18 protein-coding genes are annotated in these 16,323 nt (G+C 46.3%); 2 read left to right on the plus strand and 16 right to left on the minus strand.

The window, feature by feature from the left end; translation table 11 throughout:
* Nucleotides 1-14 precede the first annotated feature (14 nt).
* The 13 genes from atpD to U0358_RS00270 all read right to left on the minus strand — a co-directional run bounded on the left by atpD (nt 15) and on the right by U0358_RS00270 (nt 11,767).
* Nucleotides 15-1,400, minus strand: coding sequence for a F0F1 ATP synthase subunit beta (atpD, locus tag U0358_RS00210; protein ID WP_322406601.1), 1,386 nt, complete (start codon nt 1,398-1,400; stop codon nt 15-17).
* 42 nt (nt 1,401-1,442) lie between these two features.
* Complete coding sequence (atpG, locus tag U0358_RS00215) at nt 1,443-2,306, minus strand: F0F1 ATP synthase subunit gamma (RefSeq protein WP_317498386.1); 864 nt, start codon at nt 2,304-2,306, stop codon at nt 1,443-1,445.
* 54 nt (nt 2,307-2,360) lie between these two features.
* Nucleotides 2,361-3,902 (minus strand): F0F1 ATP synthase subunit alpha, encoded by a 1,542-nt coding sequence (atpA, locus tag U0358_RS00220; RefSeq protein ID WP_317498385.1) that lies wholly within the window; start codon nt 3,900-3,902, stop codon nt 2,361-2,363.
* A 14-nt stretch (nt 3,903-3,916) separates the two neighbouring features.
* Nucleotides 3,917-4,450 (minus strand): F0F1 ATP synthase subunit delta, encoded by a 534-nt coding sequence (atpH, locus tag U0358_RS00225; RefSeq protein ID WP_317498384.1) that lies wholly within the window; start codon nt 4,448-4,450, stop codon nt 3,917-3,919.
* A 17-nt stretch (nt 4,451-4,467) separates the two neighbouring features.
* Nucleotides 4,468-4,938, minus strand: coding sequence for a F0F1 ATP synthase subunit B (gene atpF / locus U0358_RS00230; protein ID WP_011235846.1), 471 nt, complete (start codon nt 4,936-4,938; stop codon nt 4,468-4,470).
* Between the two features lie 37 nt (nt 4,939-4,975).
* On the minus strand, nt 4,976-5,233 hold the full coding sequence (gene atpE, locus U0358_RS00235; RefSeq protein WP_011235847.1) for a F0F1 ATP synthase subunit C: 258 nt from the start codon (nt 5,231-5,233) through the stop codon (nt 4,976-4,978).
* Nucleotides 5,234-5,297: 64 nt separating this feature from the next.
* On the minus strand, nt 5,298-6,095 hold the full coding sequence (gene atpB, locus U0358_RS00240; protein ID WP_322406602.1) for a F0F1 ATP synthase subunit A: 798 nt from the start codon (nt 6,093-6,095) through the stop codon (nt 5,298-5,300).
* A gap of 12 nt (nt 6,096-6,107) precedes the next feature.
* Entirely contained in the window at nt 6,108-6,494 is a 387-nt protein-coding gene (locus tag U0358_RS00245) for an ATP synthase subunit I (protein WP_011235849.1), read from the minus strand.
* A 169-nt stretch (nt 6,495-6,663) separates the two neighbouring features.
* Nucleotides 6,664-7,539, minus strand: coding sequence for a ParB/RepB/Spo0J family partition protein (locus U0358_RS00250; protein ID WP_322406603.1), 876 nt, complete (start codon nt 7,537-7,539; stop codon nt 6,664-6,666).
* Between the two features lie 19 nt (nt 7,540-7,558).
* Nucleotides 7,559-8,350 (minus strand): ParA family protein, encoded by a 792-nt coding sequence (locus U0358_RS00255; protein WP_322406604.1) that lies wholly within the window; start codon nt 8,348-8,350, stop codon nt 7,559-7,561.
* A 48-nt stretch (nt 8,351-8,398) separates the two neighbouring features.
* A complete protein-coding gene (gene rsmG, locus U0358_RS00260) occupies nt 8,399-9,019 on the minus strand; it encodes a 16S rRNA (guanine(527)-N(7))-methyltransferase RsmG (RefSeq protein WP_322406605.1) in 621 nt (206 codons plus the stop codon).
* 9 nt (nt 9,020-9,028) lie between these two features.
* Nucleotides 9,029-10,924 carry a tRNA uridine-5-carboxymethylaminomethyl(34) synthesis enzyme MnmG gene (mnmG, locus tag U0358_RS00265; RefSeq protein ID WP_322406606.1) on the minus strand — a complete coding sequence of 632 codons (1,896 nt, stop codon included), beginning with the start codon at nt 10,922-10,924 and terminating at the stop codon, nt 9,029-9,031.
* Between the two features lie 393 nt (nt 10,925-11,317).
* Nucleotides 11,318-11,767: a flavodoxin domain-containing protein gene (locus U0358_RS00270; protein ID WP_317498379.1), complete on the minus strand. Its 450-nt coding sequence runs from the start codon at nt 11,765-11,767 to the stop codon at nt 11,318-11,320.
* 58 nt (nt 11,768-11,825) lie between these two features.
* Between U0358_RS00270 and U0358_RS00275 the strand changes: the two genes are divergently transcribed.
* Nucleotides 11,826-12,320: a protein tyrosine phosphatase family protein gene (locus U0358_RS00275; RefSeq protein WP_317498378.1), complete on the plus strand. Its 495-nt coding sequence runs from the start codon at nt 11,826-11,828 to the stop codon at nt 12,318-12,320.
* Nucleotides 12,321-12,367: 47 nt separating this feature from the next.
* Here U0358_RS00275 and gloA read toward each other — a convergent pair whose 3' ends face one another.
* The gene (gene gloA / locus U0358_RS00280; RefSeq protein ID WP_322406607.1) at nt 12,368-12,922 is read right to left on the minus strand and encodes a lactoylglutathione lyase; all 555 of its coding nucleotides are present in this window, start codon (nt 12,920-12,922) and stop codon (nt 12,368-12,370) included.
* 76 nt (nt 12,923-12,998) lie between these two features.
* Here gloA and U0358_RS00285 point away from each other — a divergent pair, with 76 nt between their 5' ends.
* Nucleotides 12,999-13,244, plus strand: coding sequence for a GIY-YIG nuclease family protein (locus U0358_RS00285; protein WP_317498376.1), 246 nt, complete (start codon nt 12,999-13,001; stop codon nt 13,242-13,244).
* Here the strand turns inward: U0358_RS00285 and U0358_RS00290 are convergent.
* Nucleotides 13,233-14,912, minus strand: a complete 1,680-nt coding sequence (locus tag U0358_RS00290; protein WP_322406608.1) for an FUSC family protein — start codon at nt 14,910-14,912, stop codon at nt 13,233-13,235. The two genes, U0358_RS00285 and U0358_RS00290, sit on opposite strands and share 12 nt — an antisense overlap.
* Nucleotides 14,913-14,946: 34 nt before the next feature.
* Nucleotides 14,947-16,323 (minus strand): tRNA uridine-5-carboxymethylaminomethyl(34) synthesis GTPase MnmE, encoded by a 1,377-nt coding sequence (gene mnmE, locus U0358_RS00295; RefSeq protein WP_322406609.1) that lies wholly within the window; start codon nt 16,321-16,323, stop codon nt 14,947-14,949.

Raw genomic sequence — 16,323 nt, forward strand, 5'->3', positions numbered from 1 at the left:
AACCTCCCGGTCGGTTACAGGTTTTTGGCTTTTTCTACCGCTTCTTCGATGGTACCAACCATGTAGAAGGCCTGCTCAGGCATGTCGTCGTATTCACCTTCCAAAATGCCTTTAAAACCGGCAATGGTATCTTTCAAAGATACATATTTACCTGGAGCACCAGTGAATACTTCGGCTACGAAGAAAGGCTGCGACAAGAAACGCTGAATTTTACGAGCACGAGATACTGACTGTTTGTCTTCTTCAGACAGCTCGTCCATACCCAGAATGGCTATAATGTCTTTTAGTTCTTTATAGCGTTGCAGTACTTCCTGAACACCCATTGCTGTGTCGTAATGCTCATCACCGATAACCTGTGGGTCCAACTGACGTGAAGTTGAGTCCAAAGGATCAACCGCAGGGTAGATACCCAATGACGCAATGTCACGGTTAAGTACAACAGTCGCATCCAAGTGAGCAAAGGTTGTTGCCGGAGATGGGTCAGTCAAGTCATCCGCAGGTACGTAAACGGCCTGTACAGACGTGATTGAACCTGTCTTAGTAGAGGTGATACGTTCCTGCAGAACACCCATTTCTTCGGCCAGCGTAGGCTGATAACCTACCGCTGAAGGCATACGGCCTAACAATGCTGATACTTCCGTTCCGGCGAGAGTGTAACGGTAGATGTTATCAACGAAGAAAAGCACATCGCGACCTTCGTCACGGAATTTCTCGGCGACAGTCAAGCCCGTTAAAGCAACACGCAGACGGTTACCCGGTGGCTCGTTCATCTGACCATAAACCAATGATACTTTATCCAGAACGTTTGAATCGTTCATCTCGTGATAGAAGTCGTTACCTTCACGAGTACGCTCACCAACACCGGCGAATACTGAGTAACCGCTGTGCTCGATAGCGATGTTACGGATAAGCTCCATCATGTTAACGGTTTTACCAACACCAGCACCACCGAACAGACCGACTTTACCACCTTTAGCGAACGGGCAAATCAAGTCGATGACTTTGATACCGGTTTCTAACAGTTCGTTCGTGTTTGACTGTTCTTCGTAGCTTGGTGCCGCACGGTGAATCGACATTCTCTCTTCTTCACCGATAGGGCCCGCTTCATCAATTGGGTTACCCAATACATCCATAATACGGCCCAGGGTTTTCTTACCCACTGGAACCATGATTGATTCACCGCTATTTTGAACGGTGACACCACGACGCAGACCGTCAGTTGTACCCATTGCGATGGCACGCACGATTCCGCCGCCCAGCTGCTGCTGAACTTCCAGAACCAAACCTTCTAAACCACCTTCGGTCACTTTCAGTGCGTCGTATACTTTTGGTACAGCGTCTTGTGGAAATTCTAAATCCACAACGGCGCCGATAATTTGTACGACCTTACCTTGACTCATGACGTTTCCTCTAACTCTTCAATTCTGTTAACCGTTGCCGCGTTATACCGCTTCGGCGCCGGACACGATTTCCGAAATTTCTTGCGTAATTGCTGCCTGACGCGCCTTGTTATATCGCAATTGTAATTGATCAATAATGTCTTCGGCATTGTCGGTTGCAGCTTTCATAGCAATCATCCGAGCGGCTTGCTCGCTAGCAAAGTTATCCACTACGCCCTGGTACACTTGCATTTCTACGAAGCGACGAATTAGCGTATCGAGGATACTTTCTGGATTCGGCTCATACAGATAATCCCAGCTACCTGTCTGCACATCTTCTTCCGATCCTGCTTGCGGCAATGGCAACAATTGATGAATGGTCGGCTCCTGGGTCATCGTATTCACAAATTTGTTGAATACAACGTACAAGCGATCGATTTTGCCTTCTTCGAAAGCATCCAGCATAACCTGGATTGAACCGGTGATTTCTTTCAGTTCTGGCTTATCACCCATACCTGAAACCTGCGCTTTCAACTTACCAAAACGCTTAAAATAACTGGTTGCTTTGCTGCCTATAGCGGCAAAATCCGCTTCAACATCCTGCTCTTTCCATTCGTTAGCGTGCTTAACGACCTTCTTGAATTCATTACCATTCAAGCCGCCACACAAACCACGATCGGTAGACACAATGATGTAACCCACACGCTTAACCTGACGTTCTTCCATAAATGGATGACGATATTCGAGGTTACCGCGCGCCACATGACCAATCACCTTGCGAATGGTGTCTGCATAGGGGCGACTTGCCTCCATACGTTCTTGCGCCTTTTTCATTTTCGACGCAGCGACCATTTCCATAGCACTGGTGATCTTCTGAGTATTACCGATACTCGAGATCTGAGTTTTTATCTCTTTACCGCTGGCCATGACGATTCTCCTGTTAACTCAACGACAAATGGCCGCTACTGCGGCCAGGTGCGATTACCATGATTGCGTTTGCTTGAATTTCTCAAGCGCGGCTTTCAATTGTGCATCGATGTCGTCGTTATAGTTGCCAGTTTTATCAATCTCAGCCATTAGCTCGGCGTATTCGCTCGCCATAAAAGATTGCAGTGACTCTTCAAAATCCATGATTTTGTCGATTTCTACGTCTTTCAAAAAGCCTTTTTCAACGGCATAAATTGATACAGCCATTTGAGCAACGCTCATAGGCTTGTACTGTTTCTGTTTCATCAGCTCGGTTACACGTTGACCGTGTTCCAACTGTGAACGAGTCGATTCATCAAGGTCAGATGCGAACTGCGCGAACGCCGCCAATTCACGATACTGAGCCAGGGCTAGACGGATACCGCCACCCAGTTTCTTGATGATTTTAGTTTGTGCTGAACCACCAACACGAGAAACCGAGACACCGGCGTTAACCGCAGGACGAATACCTGAGTTAAACAAGTCAGTTTCTAAGAAGATCTGACCATCGGTGATAGAGATAACGTTAGTCGGTACGAATGCCGATACGTCACCTGCCTGAGTTTCAATGATAGGTAAGGCAGTTAATGAGCCGGTCTGGCCTTTCACTTTACCGTCAGTGAATTTTTCTACGTAGTCAGCGTTTACACGCGCAGCACGCTCAAGTAGACGAGAGTGAAGGTAGAAAACATCACCAGGGAATGCTTCACGACCCGGAGGACGACGCAACAACAGTGAAATTTGACGATAAGCAACAGCCTGTTTAGACAGGTCATCGTAGACAATAAGAGAGTCTTCACCGCGATCACGGAAGTACTCACCCATGGTACAACCAGAGTAAGCTGCCAGATATTGCAGGGCCGCTGATTCAGAAGCAGAAGCTGCAACCACAATGGTGTTTTCCATTGCACCGTGCTCTTCTAACTTACGTACAACCGCTGAAATGGTTGAGTTCTTCTGACCAATGGCTACGTAAACACACTTAATACCAGAATCTTTCTGGTTGATGATAGCGTCTACTGCTAAAGCCGTTTTACCTGTCTGACGGTCACCAATGATAAGCTCACGCTGACCACGACCAACTGGAATCATCGAGTCAATTGATTTATAACCCGTTTGTACTGGCTGATCAACTGACTGGCGTTCAATAACGCCCGGTGCGATTTTCTCGACTGGCTCATAGCCGTCAGCTTCGATAGGACCTTTACCGTCGATAGGCTGGCCTAGTGTGTTAACCACACGACCCAACAGTTTTTCGCCAACCGGAACTTCCAGAATACGACCTGTTGATTTTACTTTGGTGCCTTCCTGCAAGTCTGCATAAGGGCCCATAACAACCGCACCAACAGAATCACGTTCAAGGTTTAGTGCGATAGCGTAACGATTACCAGGTAGCTCAACCATTTCGCCTTGCAGACAGTCTGCAAGTCCGTGGATGCGAATGATACCGTCTTGTACAGACATGATGGTACCTTCGTTGCGAGCTTCGCTGGTGACTTCGAACTTCTCAATTCGCTGTTTGATCAGTTCTGCGATTTCATTTGAATTCAATTGCATGCTCAAGTCCCCAATTAGGATTGCAGTGCGTAAGCAAGTCTGTCGAGCTTGCCGCGCAAGGTGCCGTCAATAACGGTATCACCAGCTTCTATAACAAGTCCGCCAATAATGGACTTGTCGACACTGCAGTTCAGCTTAATTTTGCGTTGCAGGCGCTTCTCAAGTGCTTTACTCAAAGCCGTTTGTTGTGCTTTCAGCAGTTTAACTGCCGATTTAACATCGACAGTGACTTCTTTGTCATGTTCAGCACGAAGCGACTGATAGAGCTCACTAACTGCTGGCAGCACTGGCAGACGTTCATTTTCAGCCAATACTTTAACGAAGTTCTTAGCGTCGTCGTCGAGCTCGTCGCCACAAACACCTAAGAAAACTTCTGTTGTTTTCCCAACAGTCGAGGAGCTACTCAAAAATGAGGCAATAGTCTCGTCTTGCGCTACCGCAGCAGCGAAGCTAAGCATTTCTGCCCACTTATCGAGCGCTCCCTGTTCTAAAGCAAAATCAAAAGCTGCTTTTGCGTAAGGGCGAGCGACCGTAGTCAGTTCTGACATAAGCTCAAACCCCTTTATTAAAGTTCAGCGACCAGTTTTTCAACAATGTCACTATGAGCGTCTTTATCAATTTCACGCTCAATGATTTTCTGAGCCCCAGACACCGCTAATACGGCAACTTGCTTGCGCAGCTCTTCGCGAACGCGGTTGCGTTCAGCAGCAACTTCTTCATGTCCGGCCGCAACGATTTTTTCACGTTCTTCGTGGCCACGTTGAGTTTCTTCCTCAACAATTTTAGCACCACGTTTTTTCGACTGTTCAATGATTTCAGCGGCTTGCTGTTTCGCTTCTTTGAGCTGCTCGGCAATTTCTTGCTGGGCTTTCTCTAAATCTTTTTGAGCACGTTCACCGGCATTAAGGCCGTCAGCAATTTTCTTCTGACGTTCCTCGATAGCTTTGATGATCGGTGGCCATACAAATTTCATGCAGAACCACACGAACACGATAAACGCGATCGTTTGTCCAATTAGAGTAGCGTTGATGTTCACAACGGACCTCCTTCAGTTGGTGACCGTCGAATAACGATTAGCCTGCTACCTGGGTTAAGAATGGGTTCGCAAACGTGAACAGCAATGCAACAGCAACACCGATCATCGCGATAGCATCGATAAGACCTGCAACGATGAACATTTTAACTTGCAGCTGTGGTGCCAGTTCTGGTTGACGAGCAGCAGCTTCCAGGAATTTACCACCCAGAATACCAAAGCCCAGGGCAGTACCCAGTGCAGCCAGACCGATCATGATTGATACAGCGATAGCAGTAAAAGCAACTACAGTTTCCATTGATTTCTCCAGTTTTTCAGTAGATTAAAGTTAAAAGTAAAGCTAAAAACTTTTGTTTCGAACACTAATGTTCAGATGATGCCATGCTTAAGTAAACAATGGTCAGCATCATGAAAATAAACGCTTGCAATGTAATAACCAGAATATGGAACACTGCCCACGCAAAGTGCGCCGGTAGCTGCCAGAATCCAATCATTGCAATTAGAATAAATATCAATTCACCTGCATACAGGTTACCGAACAAACGCAGTGCCAGTGACGCTGGTTTTGCCAATAACGTGATACTTTCCAGTACAAAGTTCACTGGTATTAATGCCCAGTGATTAAACGGGGTAAAAGTCATTTCTTTAGCGAAACCTTTCACGCCTTTGTATTTGATTGAGTAGATAATAATTAGCGCAAATACGCTTAAACTCAATGCAAAGGTTGTATTCAGGTCCGTTGTTGGTACGACTTTCATGTACACGTCATGCGGGTCGTCAACAAAGCCTAACCAATAACCACCATACATAGCAGCTGTTGGTAACCAGTCAACCGGAATTAAGTCCATCAGGTTCATCAGGAATATCCAGACGAAGATGGTTAATGCCAGAGGTGCTATCAGTTTATCTTTACCGTGAAAGGATTCTTTGACGCTGTTATCGACAAACTCGACAAGCATTTCGACAAAGCATTGCCATTTACCAGGTACCCCAGCAGAGGATTTTTTAGCTACTCTGCGGAAACTCCACAGAAACAGCACACCCAGTAACACGGACCAGAAGATAGTATCGACGTTCACCGCCCAGAACCCTTCACCAACCGTCCAATTTTGGAGGTGATGCTGGATATACTGAGTCGGAGTTTGTTCTCCACTTATCATGTTGTTTCCCAGTTAGGTTGATTTTAAAAATAAAACCGGTGCTATCCACTGCATGGTGACGGCGATGACAAAACCGACCAATAACCACACAGGATATAAATTTGTTACCAGCAATGCGATTGTTAACAACACTGCTGTAAGCAGTAGTTTAACGCCTTCGCCTAAAAAGAAACTTTGTACAACTTTCTGATTAGCGCGCGCTCCTGCGTGTCTAAAAGCGATAAGTGCAAATAGAGCGCTTGGTATTACGACGGTTAATCCGCCACACAGAATACCCAAAGCCGACTGTGTATTTGAAACCGCTATCGTGACAAGTGCGGCTATCAAAACCGCTATAAATTGTGTACCTACAACTTTACCTGCCAGCTTTTTACCTACCGCATTAAGTGCCTGTGTCACGACGAAAACCTTTTAACTGGCGGTTATTTTTTTGAGGCTTTTAACTAGCCACAATGAAACTCGCGCTAGTATAAAGATCTGCCATGCAATTGCAAACAAATTTGCCTGTAGCCGACGGTTTCTATGCCATTTAACAAAAGTTCTACAACAATCAATGCATTGGAAATCATTATTTGATGTGAGTCAGAATGCCATCCAGTTCGTCCAGATTGGTATAACTAATAACCAGTTTACCTTTTCCTTTACGACCATGATTAATGGAAACTTTGGCTCCCAGGGTCTCAGACAACTTGGTTTCTAAATGCTCAATATTAGCGTCTGGCTTTGGTTTTTCGGTTTCTTTAGGAGGGTCAATTGTCCGTCTGACCAATTTTTCTGCGTCACGTACGGTCATATCTTTTGCGACAATCTGTTGCGCTACATCGGCCTGTTGCTCACCTTCCAGCGCAAGCAACAACTTGGCATGGCCAAGTTCAATATCACCACGCTCCAGCAACACTTTAACGCCGTCCTGCAAATTATTCAGACGCAGCAAATTGGTCACTGTAGTGCGGGACTTACCCACCGCCTGAGCAACATCCTGGTGAGTCATCTGGAACTCAACCAACAATCGTTGTAATGCGGTGGCTTCTTCCATCGCGTTTAAATCTTCACGCTGAATGTTTTCAATTAACGCGATAGCTACTGCAGCTTCATCGGGCACGTCTTTGATTAAACAAGGAACGAGTTCAAGTTTCGCCAGCTGCGCCGCACGCCAGCGACGTTCACCCGCAATAATCTCATATTCGTCGTTGCCAACGGGGCGCACAACAATAGGCTGGATTATTCCCTGAGCTTTTACCGAAGCGGCTAAGTCTTCTAATGCTTCGGGTGACATGTCTTTACGAGGTTGGTAACGGCCGGGCTTTAAAAACTCAACCGGCAGCTTCTGTAACTCACCTTTAACTTCTTCCGTCACTTGCTCTGATTGACGGTCAGAGTTTTGCTGATTACTGGTTAGTAAGGCATCCAGACCGCGACCTAAACCTCGTTTTTTTGCCGACATGATTCGCTTTATTCCCTTGTTATGATTCTTTTATTACTTCTTTACGATTTTCAGAACGTCGGATTAGTTCACCCGCTAAGGCTAAATAGGCCTTTGATCCGGTGGATGACTTGTCGTAGTACATAGCCGGCGCACCAAATGACGGCGCTTCGGCTAAACGGACGTTACGTGGAATAACAGTTCGGTAAACTTTCTCACCAAAGTGGTTTTTAAGTTGTTCTGAAACATCGTTAGCCAGACGATTACGCGGATCGTACATAGTCCGCAAAATACCTTCAATTTCCAGCCCGGGGTTCACCACATCGGCCAGCTGACGAATGGTTTCCATTAATGCGGTAAGGCCTTCCAGTGCATAATACTCGCACTGCATAGGCACAAGAATAGAATCAGCGGCAGCCATGCCATTAACGGTCAGCATATTCAGCGATGGCGGACAATCAATAAAAATATAATCGTAGCTGTCCTGAACGGCTTTAAGCGCATTACGCAAACGCAGTTCGCGCGCAAAGACTTCCATTAATTTAATTTCAGCAGCCGTAGCATCAGCATTAGCTGCAATTAAATGGTATTTCCCGTTGGTATCTTTTACGGCAACGTCGCCGACTGGCTTTTCTTCAATCAGCAATTCGTAAACGGTATTTTCAACATCGTACTTATCAACGCCACTACCCATAGTCGCGTTACCCTGAGGGTCCAGATCAATCAACAACACTTTGCGACGAGTAGCAGCCATGGACGCAGCTAAGTTAACTGCTGTGGTTGTTTTTCCTACTCCGCCTTTTTGATTCGCAATAGCAATGGTTCTAGCCACGGGTTTTATAACCTCTTGTTGTTGTCGGGTAGTCGACAGTCGGTTGTTTTATGACCGTTTGCTTATAATGACGATATGCCGGCTCGCATCAATGCCGGGAACGTTAATTTGATCAATACTTTCAATTTTATATTGCTCAGGCAACTGCTCCAGTTCGTCTTGCGGATACAGCCCTTTCAACGCATAAAACCGACCGTTTTCAGCCGGTAAATGTTCACACCACGAAAGCATATCATTAAGCGAGGCAAAGGCTCTACTGATTACACCATCAAACTGCTTTTCATCCTGATAGTCTTCCACCCGCGCTTGCACAGCAGTGACATTGTTCAGTTTTAGCTCATGACAAACCTGACGAATAAAACGGATGCGCTTGCCCAAACTATCAAGCAAAACAAATTCTTTATCCGGTTCGGCTATGGCTAAGGGAAGACCTGGTAACCCGGGCCCTGTACCCACATCGATGAAGCGCTGCCCGTGTAAATACTTACGAACAGTCAGACTGTCCATAATATGTCGAGTCAGCATATCCTTCGGATTTCTCACGCTGGTCAGGTTATAGGCTTTGTTCCATTTGTCCAGTAACCCAACTAACGCCAGTTGTCGCTCGATCTGTGCTTCTGACAGGTCTATTTGTGCCTGATTTAATAATCCCTTTAACTGCTCTTTCACATTTCTTCCTTAGGCACTTTTACGCAATAAACCCTGTTTTTTCAGGTGAACCAGAAGCATAGAAATAGCCGCAGGTGTGATACCAGAAATACGCGCTGCTTTACCCACTGTTTCTGGCTGATGGTCATTTAACTTTGCAATCACTTCGTTCGATAAGCCTTTAATTTTAGCGTAATCGAAAGGCGAGGGCAGCAAAGTATTTTCATGACGCTGTTGCTTTGCTATTTCTTCCTGCTGACGCGTTATATAGCCCGCGTATTTAATTTGTATTTCAACCTGTTCTGCCGCTAAAGGATCGTCTAACCCCGGCGCAAAAAAGTCTGTTAAGGCTAAATCTTTGTAATGAATTTCCGGGCGACGTAACAGTTCTTCGCCACTGACTTCTTTGGTGACAGGGCTTTTTACCAACGCATTAATTTGCTCCACCGAGGCATGATCTTTATGCACCCAAGTGGTTTGTAAGCGTTGTTTTTCCTGCTCAACCGATTCAATTTTTTTATTAAATGCAGCCCAGCGTTCATCATCGACTAAACCAAGATTACGGCCAATTTCTGTTAATCGCATATCGGCGTTATCTTCACGCAGCAACAGGCGATATTCGGCGCGCGAAGTGAACATACGGTAGGGTTCCTGAGTACCCAGAGTCGATAAGTCATCGATCAACACGCCCATATAGGCTTGATCGCGTCGTGGAGCCCAGGATTCTCTGTCCTGTGCCTGCAGCGCGGCATTTAAACCAGCAATAAGACCCTGCGCACCGGCTTCTTCATAGCCTGTTGTGCCGTTAATCTGGCCAGCAAAGAATAAGCCGTTAATCACTTTGGTTTCCAGAGATTGTTTCAGATCTCTTGGATCAAAGTAATCGTACTCGATCGCATAACCCGGGCGTGTGATATGCGCATTTTCAAACCCTTTAATTGACTGAACCAGGCGCTGCTGAACATCAAAAGGCAAGCTGGTTGAGATGCCATTAGGATAGATTTCAAAGGTATCTAGGCCCTCTGGTTCAACAAAAATTTGATGCGAGCCTTTGTCAGCAAAACGGACAATTTTATCTTCAATTGATGGGCAGTAGCGTGGTCCAACGCCTTCAATCACACCAGAATACATGGGTGAACGATCAAGCCCTGAACGAATAATCTCGTGGGTATTTTCGTTGGTATGTGTGATGTAACACGGAATTTGTTTTGGGTGATCAGAACGAGAACCCATGTAAGAAAATACCGGAGTCGGATTATCACCCGGCTGTTCCTGCATAACGGAAAAGTCGACGCTGTGGCTGGCTATACGTGGTGGTGTACCGGTTTTTAAGCGTTCAACTCGTAATGGCAATGCACGTAAGCGTTTAGCTAACGCGTTTGATGGAGGATCGCCTGCGCGACCGCCCTGGTAGTTATCCATACCAATATGAATTTGTCCCCCGAGGAATGTTCCTACGGTTAGCACCACGGTTTTTGCCGTAAATTTAAGACCCATTTGGGTAACAACGCCAGTAACGCGATCGTTCTCGACGATCAGATCATCACAACCTTGTTGGAATATTGACAGATTCGGCTGAGTTTCCAGTGCGTAGCGGATCGCTTGTTTGTAGAGCTGTCGGTCAGCCTGAGCTCTGGTTGCGCGCACTGCAGGACCTTTGGATGAATTCAGTGTTCTGAATTGAATTCCGGCTTTGTCAGCAGCTTTGGCCATAACGCCGCCAAGTGCATCGATCTCTTTTACTAAATGACCTTTTCCTATTCCCCCAATGGCCGGGTTACAGGACATTTGCCCTAAAGTATCAATATTATGCGTAAGCAATAGGGTTTTAACACCTAAACGAGCGGCGGCTAACGCAGCTTCTGTTCCGGCGTGTCCTCCACCGACAACAATAACGTCAAAGTGTTGTTGGCTCTGTTGTGACATGCAAAGTGACCTTTGTTTGAAGAATAGGAAGTTAGCCGATTATTTTAACGCGATTTCACTTAAATCTAAATGGTTAAGTTTCGTTCAGTGCTGTTAAAGATCTTAAAGAAGATCAGTAAAGGATCTTATTTAGATCTTTTATTACTATTACTACTAGTCAGCGGATTTCTGTGAATAGATCGCTGAAGCCCTTTTTTTATCTGTTCTAGAGCAAGATCACTCTTTGTAGATAAGTGACCTTGAACCGGGATCATAGATCGTGGATAAGTAGGGTAGTTATACACAGATCAGTTTATCCCCAGTGTTATACCCACTTCACTGACAGTGCTTAAGTGATCTTATTCCAACCTTAATCACAAGCTGAAATCCTTGTGCACAAGCCTGTGGGTATGATCACAGAGCCTTTACAGCATCAGCGATCGCGGGGAGCCAGTTTAATGTCTTCTCTTCTGGATCGTCTTCCAGCATGTCGATTTCTAAACGATCGGTCATTTGTGTCCCGCCTAATTCCTGTAAGCGTTTATCGCAATGTCGACCTGCTTCGCAGAAGGTGTCATAACAGGACTCACCAACAGCCACTACGGCATAGTTCAGTCCGGCTAAATCCGGGCTTTGGGGATCGTTTATTTCGTCGTAGAAATCCAGCATGGAGTCGGCATAATCGCCCGCACCATGGCTGGCAAGAAAAATTAACCAGGGTTGATCGCTGGGCAGTTTCTCGAACTCCGGTTCGTAATGCAGCTCGGTTTCAATGCCCTGCTGATTTAACTTTTCGCTGACAGTATCGGCTAAAAACTCGGTATTTCCGGAGGTTGTCCCCACTAAAAGATGTAAAACAGTCATAAAATTTCAAACTCATTTGCTACTATTAAAAACACTCGAATCATACAGGAGAACCCAAATGGTAAAAGCTCTGGTTAAGGTATTAGTCGCTTTTAGTGTAGCAATAGTTTCAACGAATGTTTTTGCTGGCATTGAGTCACCGAAACAGGTGTCAGATAAGTTATGGGTGATGGGCACGCCATCGAAAGAGCTATTGGCTGACTTTTCAGATGAAGGTGGTGAGGTCGTTATCAATCTGCTCTCACAAAAAGAAATGACCGACAGTGAGGAAGCCGCGGTGGTAACCCGTAATGGTATGGCGTATTACCATGTTCCGGTCAATGGAGCCGATGGAGTAACGCTTGCTAACGCACGCCTGGTCGATCGTATTTTACTAAAGAACAGCGATAAAACCGTGCTGATTCATTGTGCTTCCAGTAACCGGGTTGGTGCGTTAATGGCATTACGTGCCGGTTGGCTAGATGGTATGTCGGTAGAAAACGCGTTAGAGGTTGGACGGGAGCATGGAATGACGTCTCTGGAAGATAAAGTGAAGTCGATGCTTTCAGAGTAGTAAAGAATAAGGCCAGCTCATGCGGATGAACTGGCCTTTTGCCGTCGTTATTTTAAATGCTCTTTCAGCAATTCCGGTTGGCGTTCTGGCGTGAATATTTCAATCCAGTAGCCATCCGGGTCTTTAATAAAGGCAATGCCTTTCATTTTTCCGTCGCTCGGGCGTTTTTGAAATTCTACGCCCATTTTTTCGAAGCGCTCACAAGCGGCATTAATATCCGGTACGGCAAAGCCAATGTGACCAAAACCTTTGGGCTCTTCATTGCCACTGTGGTATGACACCGAGTCGTTGTTCTCGTCGCCCCAGTTGTGAGTCAGTTCCAGCATGGCCGGCCGACCAAAGGTTTGTTCGATACGTTTGTCGTTATCGGTTGACCAGTCTTTACGTTGTTCCGGCGACATGGCAGCCATGAAATACAGCGTAAACTCCATTTCCGGAAAGTCGAAACGCTTAACCAGCGTCATACCCAGAACGTCACTGTAAAATTTTAAGGTGCGTTCCGGGTCTTTAATGCGAAACATGGTCTGGTTGAACACAAAGTCGTGTGTTGCGGGGTCGTGTTGTTCAGACAGACCCTTGGCTTCATCAAAATGTCTGCTCATAATGTCATCCTTAGTCGGTTCATTGAGTAACTGTTGTTACACTATGTATTGGGTTTAGCAGGAGAGAGTTCAAGCCGTGAGCTGGTCGGTTTATCTAATTAAATGTGCAGACAATACGTTTTATACCGGTGTCACAACGGACATTGAACGGCGTGTGACCGAGCATAATACGGACGATAAAAAAGGCGCTAAGTACACACGATCTCGTCGTCCTGTGGTGCTTGTCTGGAGTGAAAAACATCCGAACAGAGCGAAAGCATGCCAGCGTGAATATGAAATAAAACGGTGGCCGCGCGCTAGAAAGGCAAAGTTAGCCGGTTGAATTTAGTCGCTTTTGGCCGGTTAAAAGATGCCCGAGAATGGCGTCTTTGTCTTTCATTCCCAGTTTGTCGCTAATTTGGGTGAGCTTGATTACGCGATGGTAGAAACGTGCTTTACGTCGGTTGTACTGGCTTTCGGTGAGTTTTGTTTTATTCAGCTGGTCAATTTCTTCGGTCAGAGTTTGCAGTAAGCTTTGATAACGTGCCTTTAAATTGGTTGGATAAATAAGCCGATAAGCAACTAACGAAAGCAAGGGAGCAGCAACCACGGCCAGAGCAATACTCGCTGAATGACCAAGGTGGAACGAATAACCGATAGAGGGCTGCATTAACAGTAAAAAGACCAGGTTGAAGTCCATACTGCCGTTCGCCGTTTTTTGATGAGCCATAGGAAAACCCGCCAGCAAAATAACCGGCATTAGAGCAACCAGCATCCATAAGATGGAATCCTGATATTGCCAGACCGTTGCCTGTATAAGTACTGCTGTCAGAGCGCCGGCACATTGTCCGAAAAACACATATCTCATGGTTAATGCCGGGTTGTCCGCCGTGGAGAATAGCGTCAACATAACCGATGCGCCCAGCATTAAATAAGCAAACTGAAATAATTCGGTATACCACCAGCTTGCGCCAATGAGCCCCATAATAACTAAAGTGCGTATGGCGGCCTGGCGGGCACCCAGCCAGTCGCGATGCAAAATGGTTTTGCTGAGTAAGGTGGAAGTGGCTGTTTTCCCTGAATCACGAAAAGATAACCGGTCATTGGTTGCTTCAACGAATTCATTAAAGCGCTTTTTCAATGCGGCGTTTTTAATGAGTTCTAGAGCATTTTTGAGAGGCTCTACAATTTCAGTTCGTTTAGCGGAAGCATTTAATTTATTTGATGCATCAAGTAAGTAATCGCTTACTTTTTGGTTTTTTTCTGGCTCCTGAATATTGAGTTCGGCCAGAAAACCCAATTGGCTGTTAATGACCACGCGTAAGGTTTTAGCCGATTCGTGAGCACTAACGGAGCCGGTGCCGTGATCGAGTAACTGAGCTTCCAGCGCTGCCAGTTTTGATAACTTATCGGCAAGGTTTAAATCGTTATCTTTGGGTTCGGCGAAGTAACGACTAATGTCGTGTAAGTTAGCGGCAGTTTGTCGGCGAAGTTGGTTAATTAAGCTTTGTTCGGCCCGTTTATAAGTAAAAGCCCAGCCAATAATCAGTGAGGTCATAATGCCGACAAAAACCGTGAGTAGACGGTCAATTCCGAGGGGCATGAGTGCGTCAGGGCTTTGTGTTAGCAACACCACCATGGATGCCGAATACCCGGCAAGTATGGTGCCGTAAGAAATGAGCCCGTGCAGTAAATTGCCCGTGTAAACACAAAGCGATACCCACAGAGTTAAGCCGGCCACCAGCCAAATGATCTCGCCACCGGCAGAAACCACCAGCACCATTCCGAACATTGTTCCCAGAAGTGTGCCTAACGCCCGGTATGCGGCTTTTTCTATAAGAAGACCACGAGTTGGCTGGGAAACAGCCCAAACCGTCATAGCTGACCATTGAGGATGCTCTAGACCCATAGCCCAGGCAATAATAAGAGATAAGCAGGCAGCAACGCCGGTTCGGAAGCCAAACCGCAGGCGAACATAGTCAAACCCCCATTGCGCTAACTTGTCTTTCACTGGTGCTCCTTAGTTGTACGACTAAGAAAAAGCTTTATTTACCAATACAAAACGAACCAAAAATCTGGCCAAGGAGGTCATCAGAAGTGAATTCGCCGGTAATTTTATTGAGGTGCTGCTGAGTTAGGCGCAGTTCTTCGGCCAGTATTTCACCTGCCATATTGGCTTCTAACTGTTCCTGACCTTGCAGTAGATGTCCTTTCGCTTTCGCCAGAGCCTCTAAATGGCGGCGTCTTGCCATGAAACTGCCTTCGGAGGTTGCACTGTAACCAACACAATGTTTTAGGTGTTCTCTAAGCAATTCAATGCCATGTCCGGTTTTGGCTGAAAGATGAATAACCGGAATGTTGTTGTGTTCATCTATACCCGTGGGCTCTTCCGATAAATCGACTTTATTGCGAATAACGGTGTAGGGCATGTCCTCGGGTAGTTGTGCGAAAAATTCTGGCCAAATATCGTCGGGATGAATGGCAGAAGTTTCCTGACTATCAACCATAAACAGCACGCGGTCAGCCTGGCGTATTTCATCCCAGGCGCGCTCAATACCTATTTTCTCAACGTGGTCGGGACTTTCGCGTAAACCTGCGGTATCGATAATGTGCAGCGGCATGCCGTCTATTTGAATGTGCTCCCGCAGAACATCGCGGGTAGTTCCGGCTATTTCCGTCACAATAGCTGACTCACGGCCCGCCAGCGCGTTAAGCAAGCTGGACTTACCCGCGTTGGGTCGTCCGGCAATAACAATGCGCATGCCTTCGCGCATCAGCGTGCCTTGTTTGGCTTCCTGTTCTATGTGAAACAGCTGGTCGATAATTTCAGCTAAGTCGCCAGAGACCTTACCATCGGAAAGAAAATCAATTTCTTCGTCAGGGAAGTCGATGGCCGCTTCGACATACATCCGCAAATGAATAACGGCGTCCACCAACAAATCAATTTTGTGTGAGAACTCGCCTTTTAAGCTTTGTAAGGCGGCTTTTGCGGCTTGCTCTGAATTGGTATCAATTAAGTCGGCTATAGCTTCCGCCTGGGTGAGATTGAGTTTGTCGTTTAAGAAAGCACGTTCGCTAAACTCACCAGGACGAGCAGGGCGAATACCGGGTATTTCCAGAATCGCCTTAATGATCATATCGATAAGAACCGGCCCGCCGTGGCCTTGCAGCTCTAGTACATCTTCTCCAGTAAAGGAGTTCGGGCCGGGGAAGAAGAGCGCGATACCTTCGTCCAACAGTTGTTTCTGTAAATCGTAAAACGGCAGGTACTCGGCTTTACGAGGTTTGGGGCAATGGCCTAACAGATTTTCTGCAACCTCTTTACAGGCTTTTCCGCTCACGCGAACAATACCAACACCACCGCGTCCGGGAGGCGTTGCCTGAGCTACTATGGTGTCGTCAAAATCTGTATCGGCTTGCAT

The organism is Idiomarina sp. PL1-037, from assembly GCF_034422975.1.
In the GTDB taxonomy this organism is placed as follows: domain Bacteria; phylum Pseudomonadota; class Gammaproteobacteria; order Enterobacterales; family Alteromonadaceae; genus Idiomarina.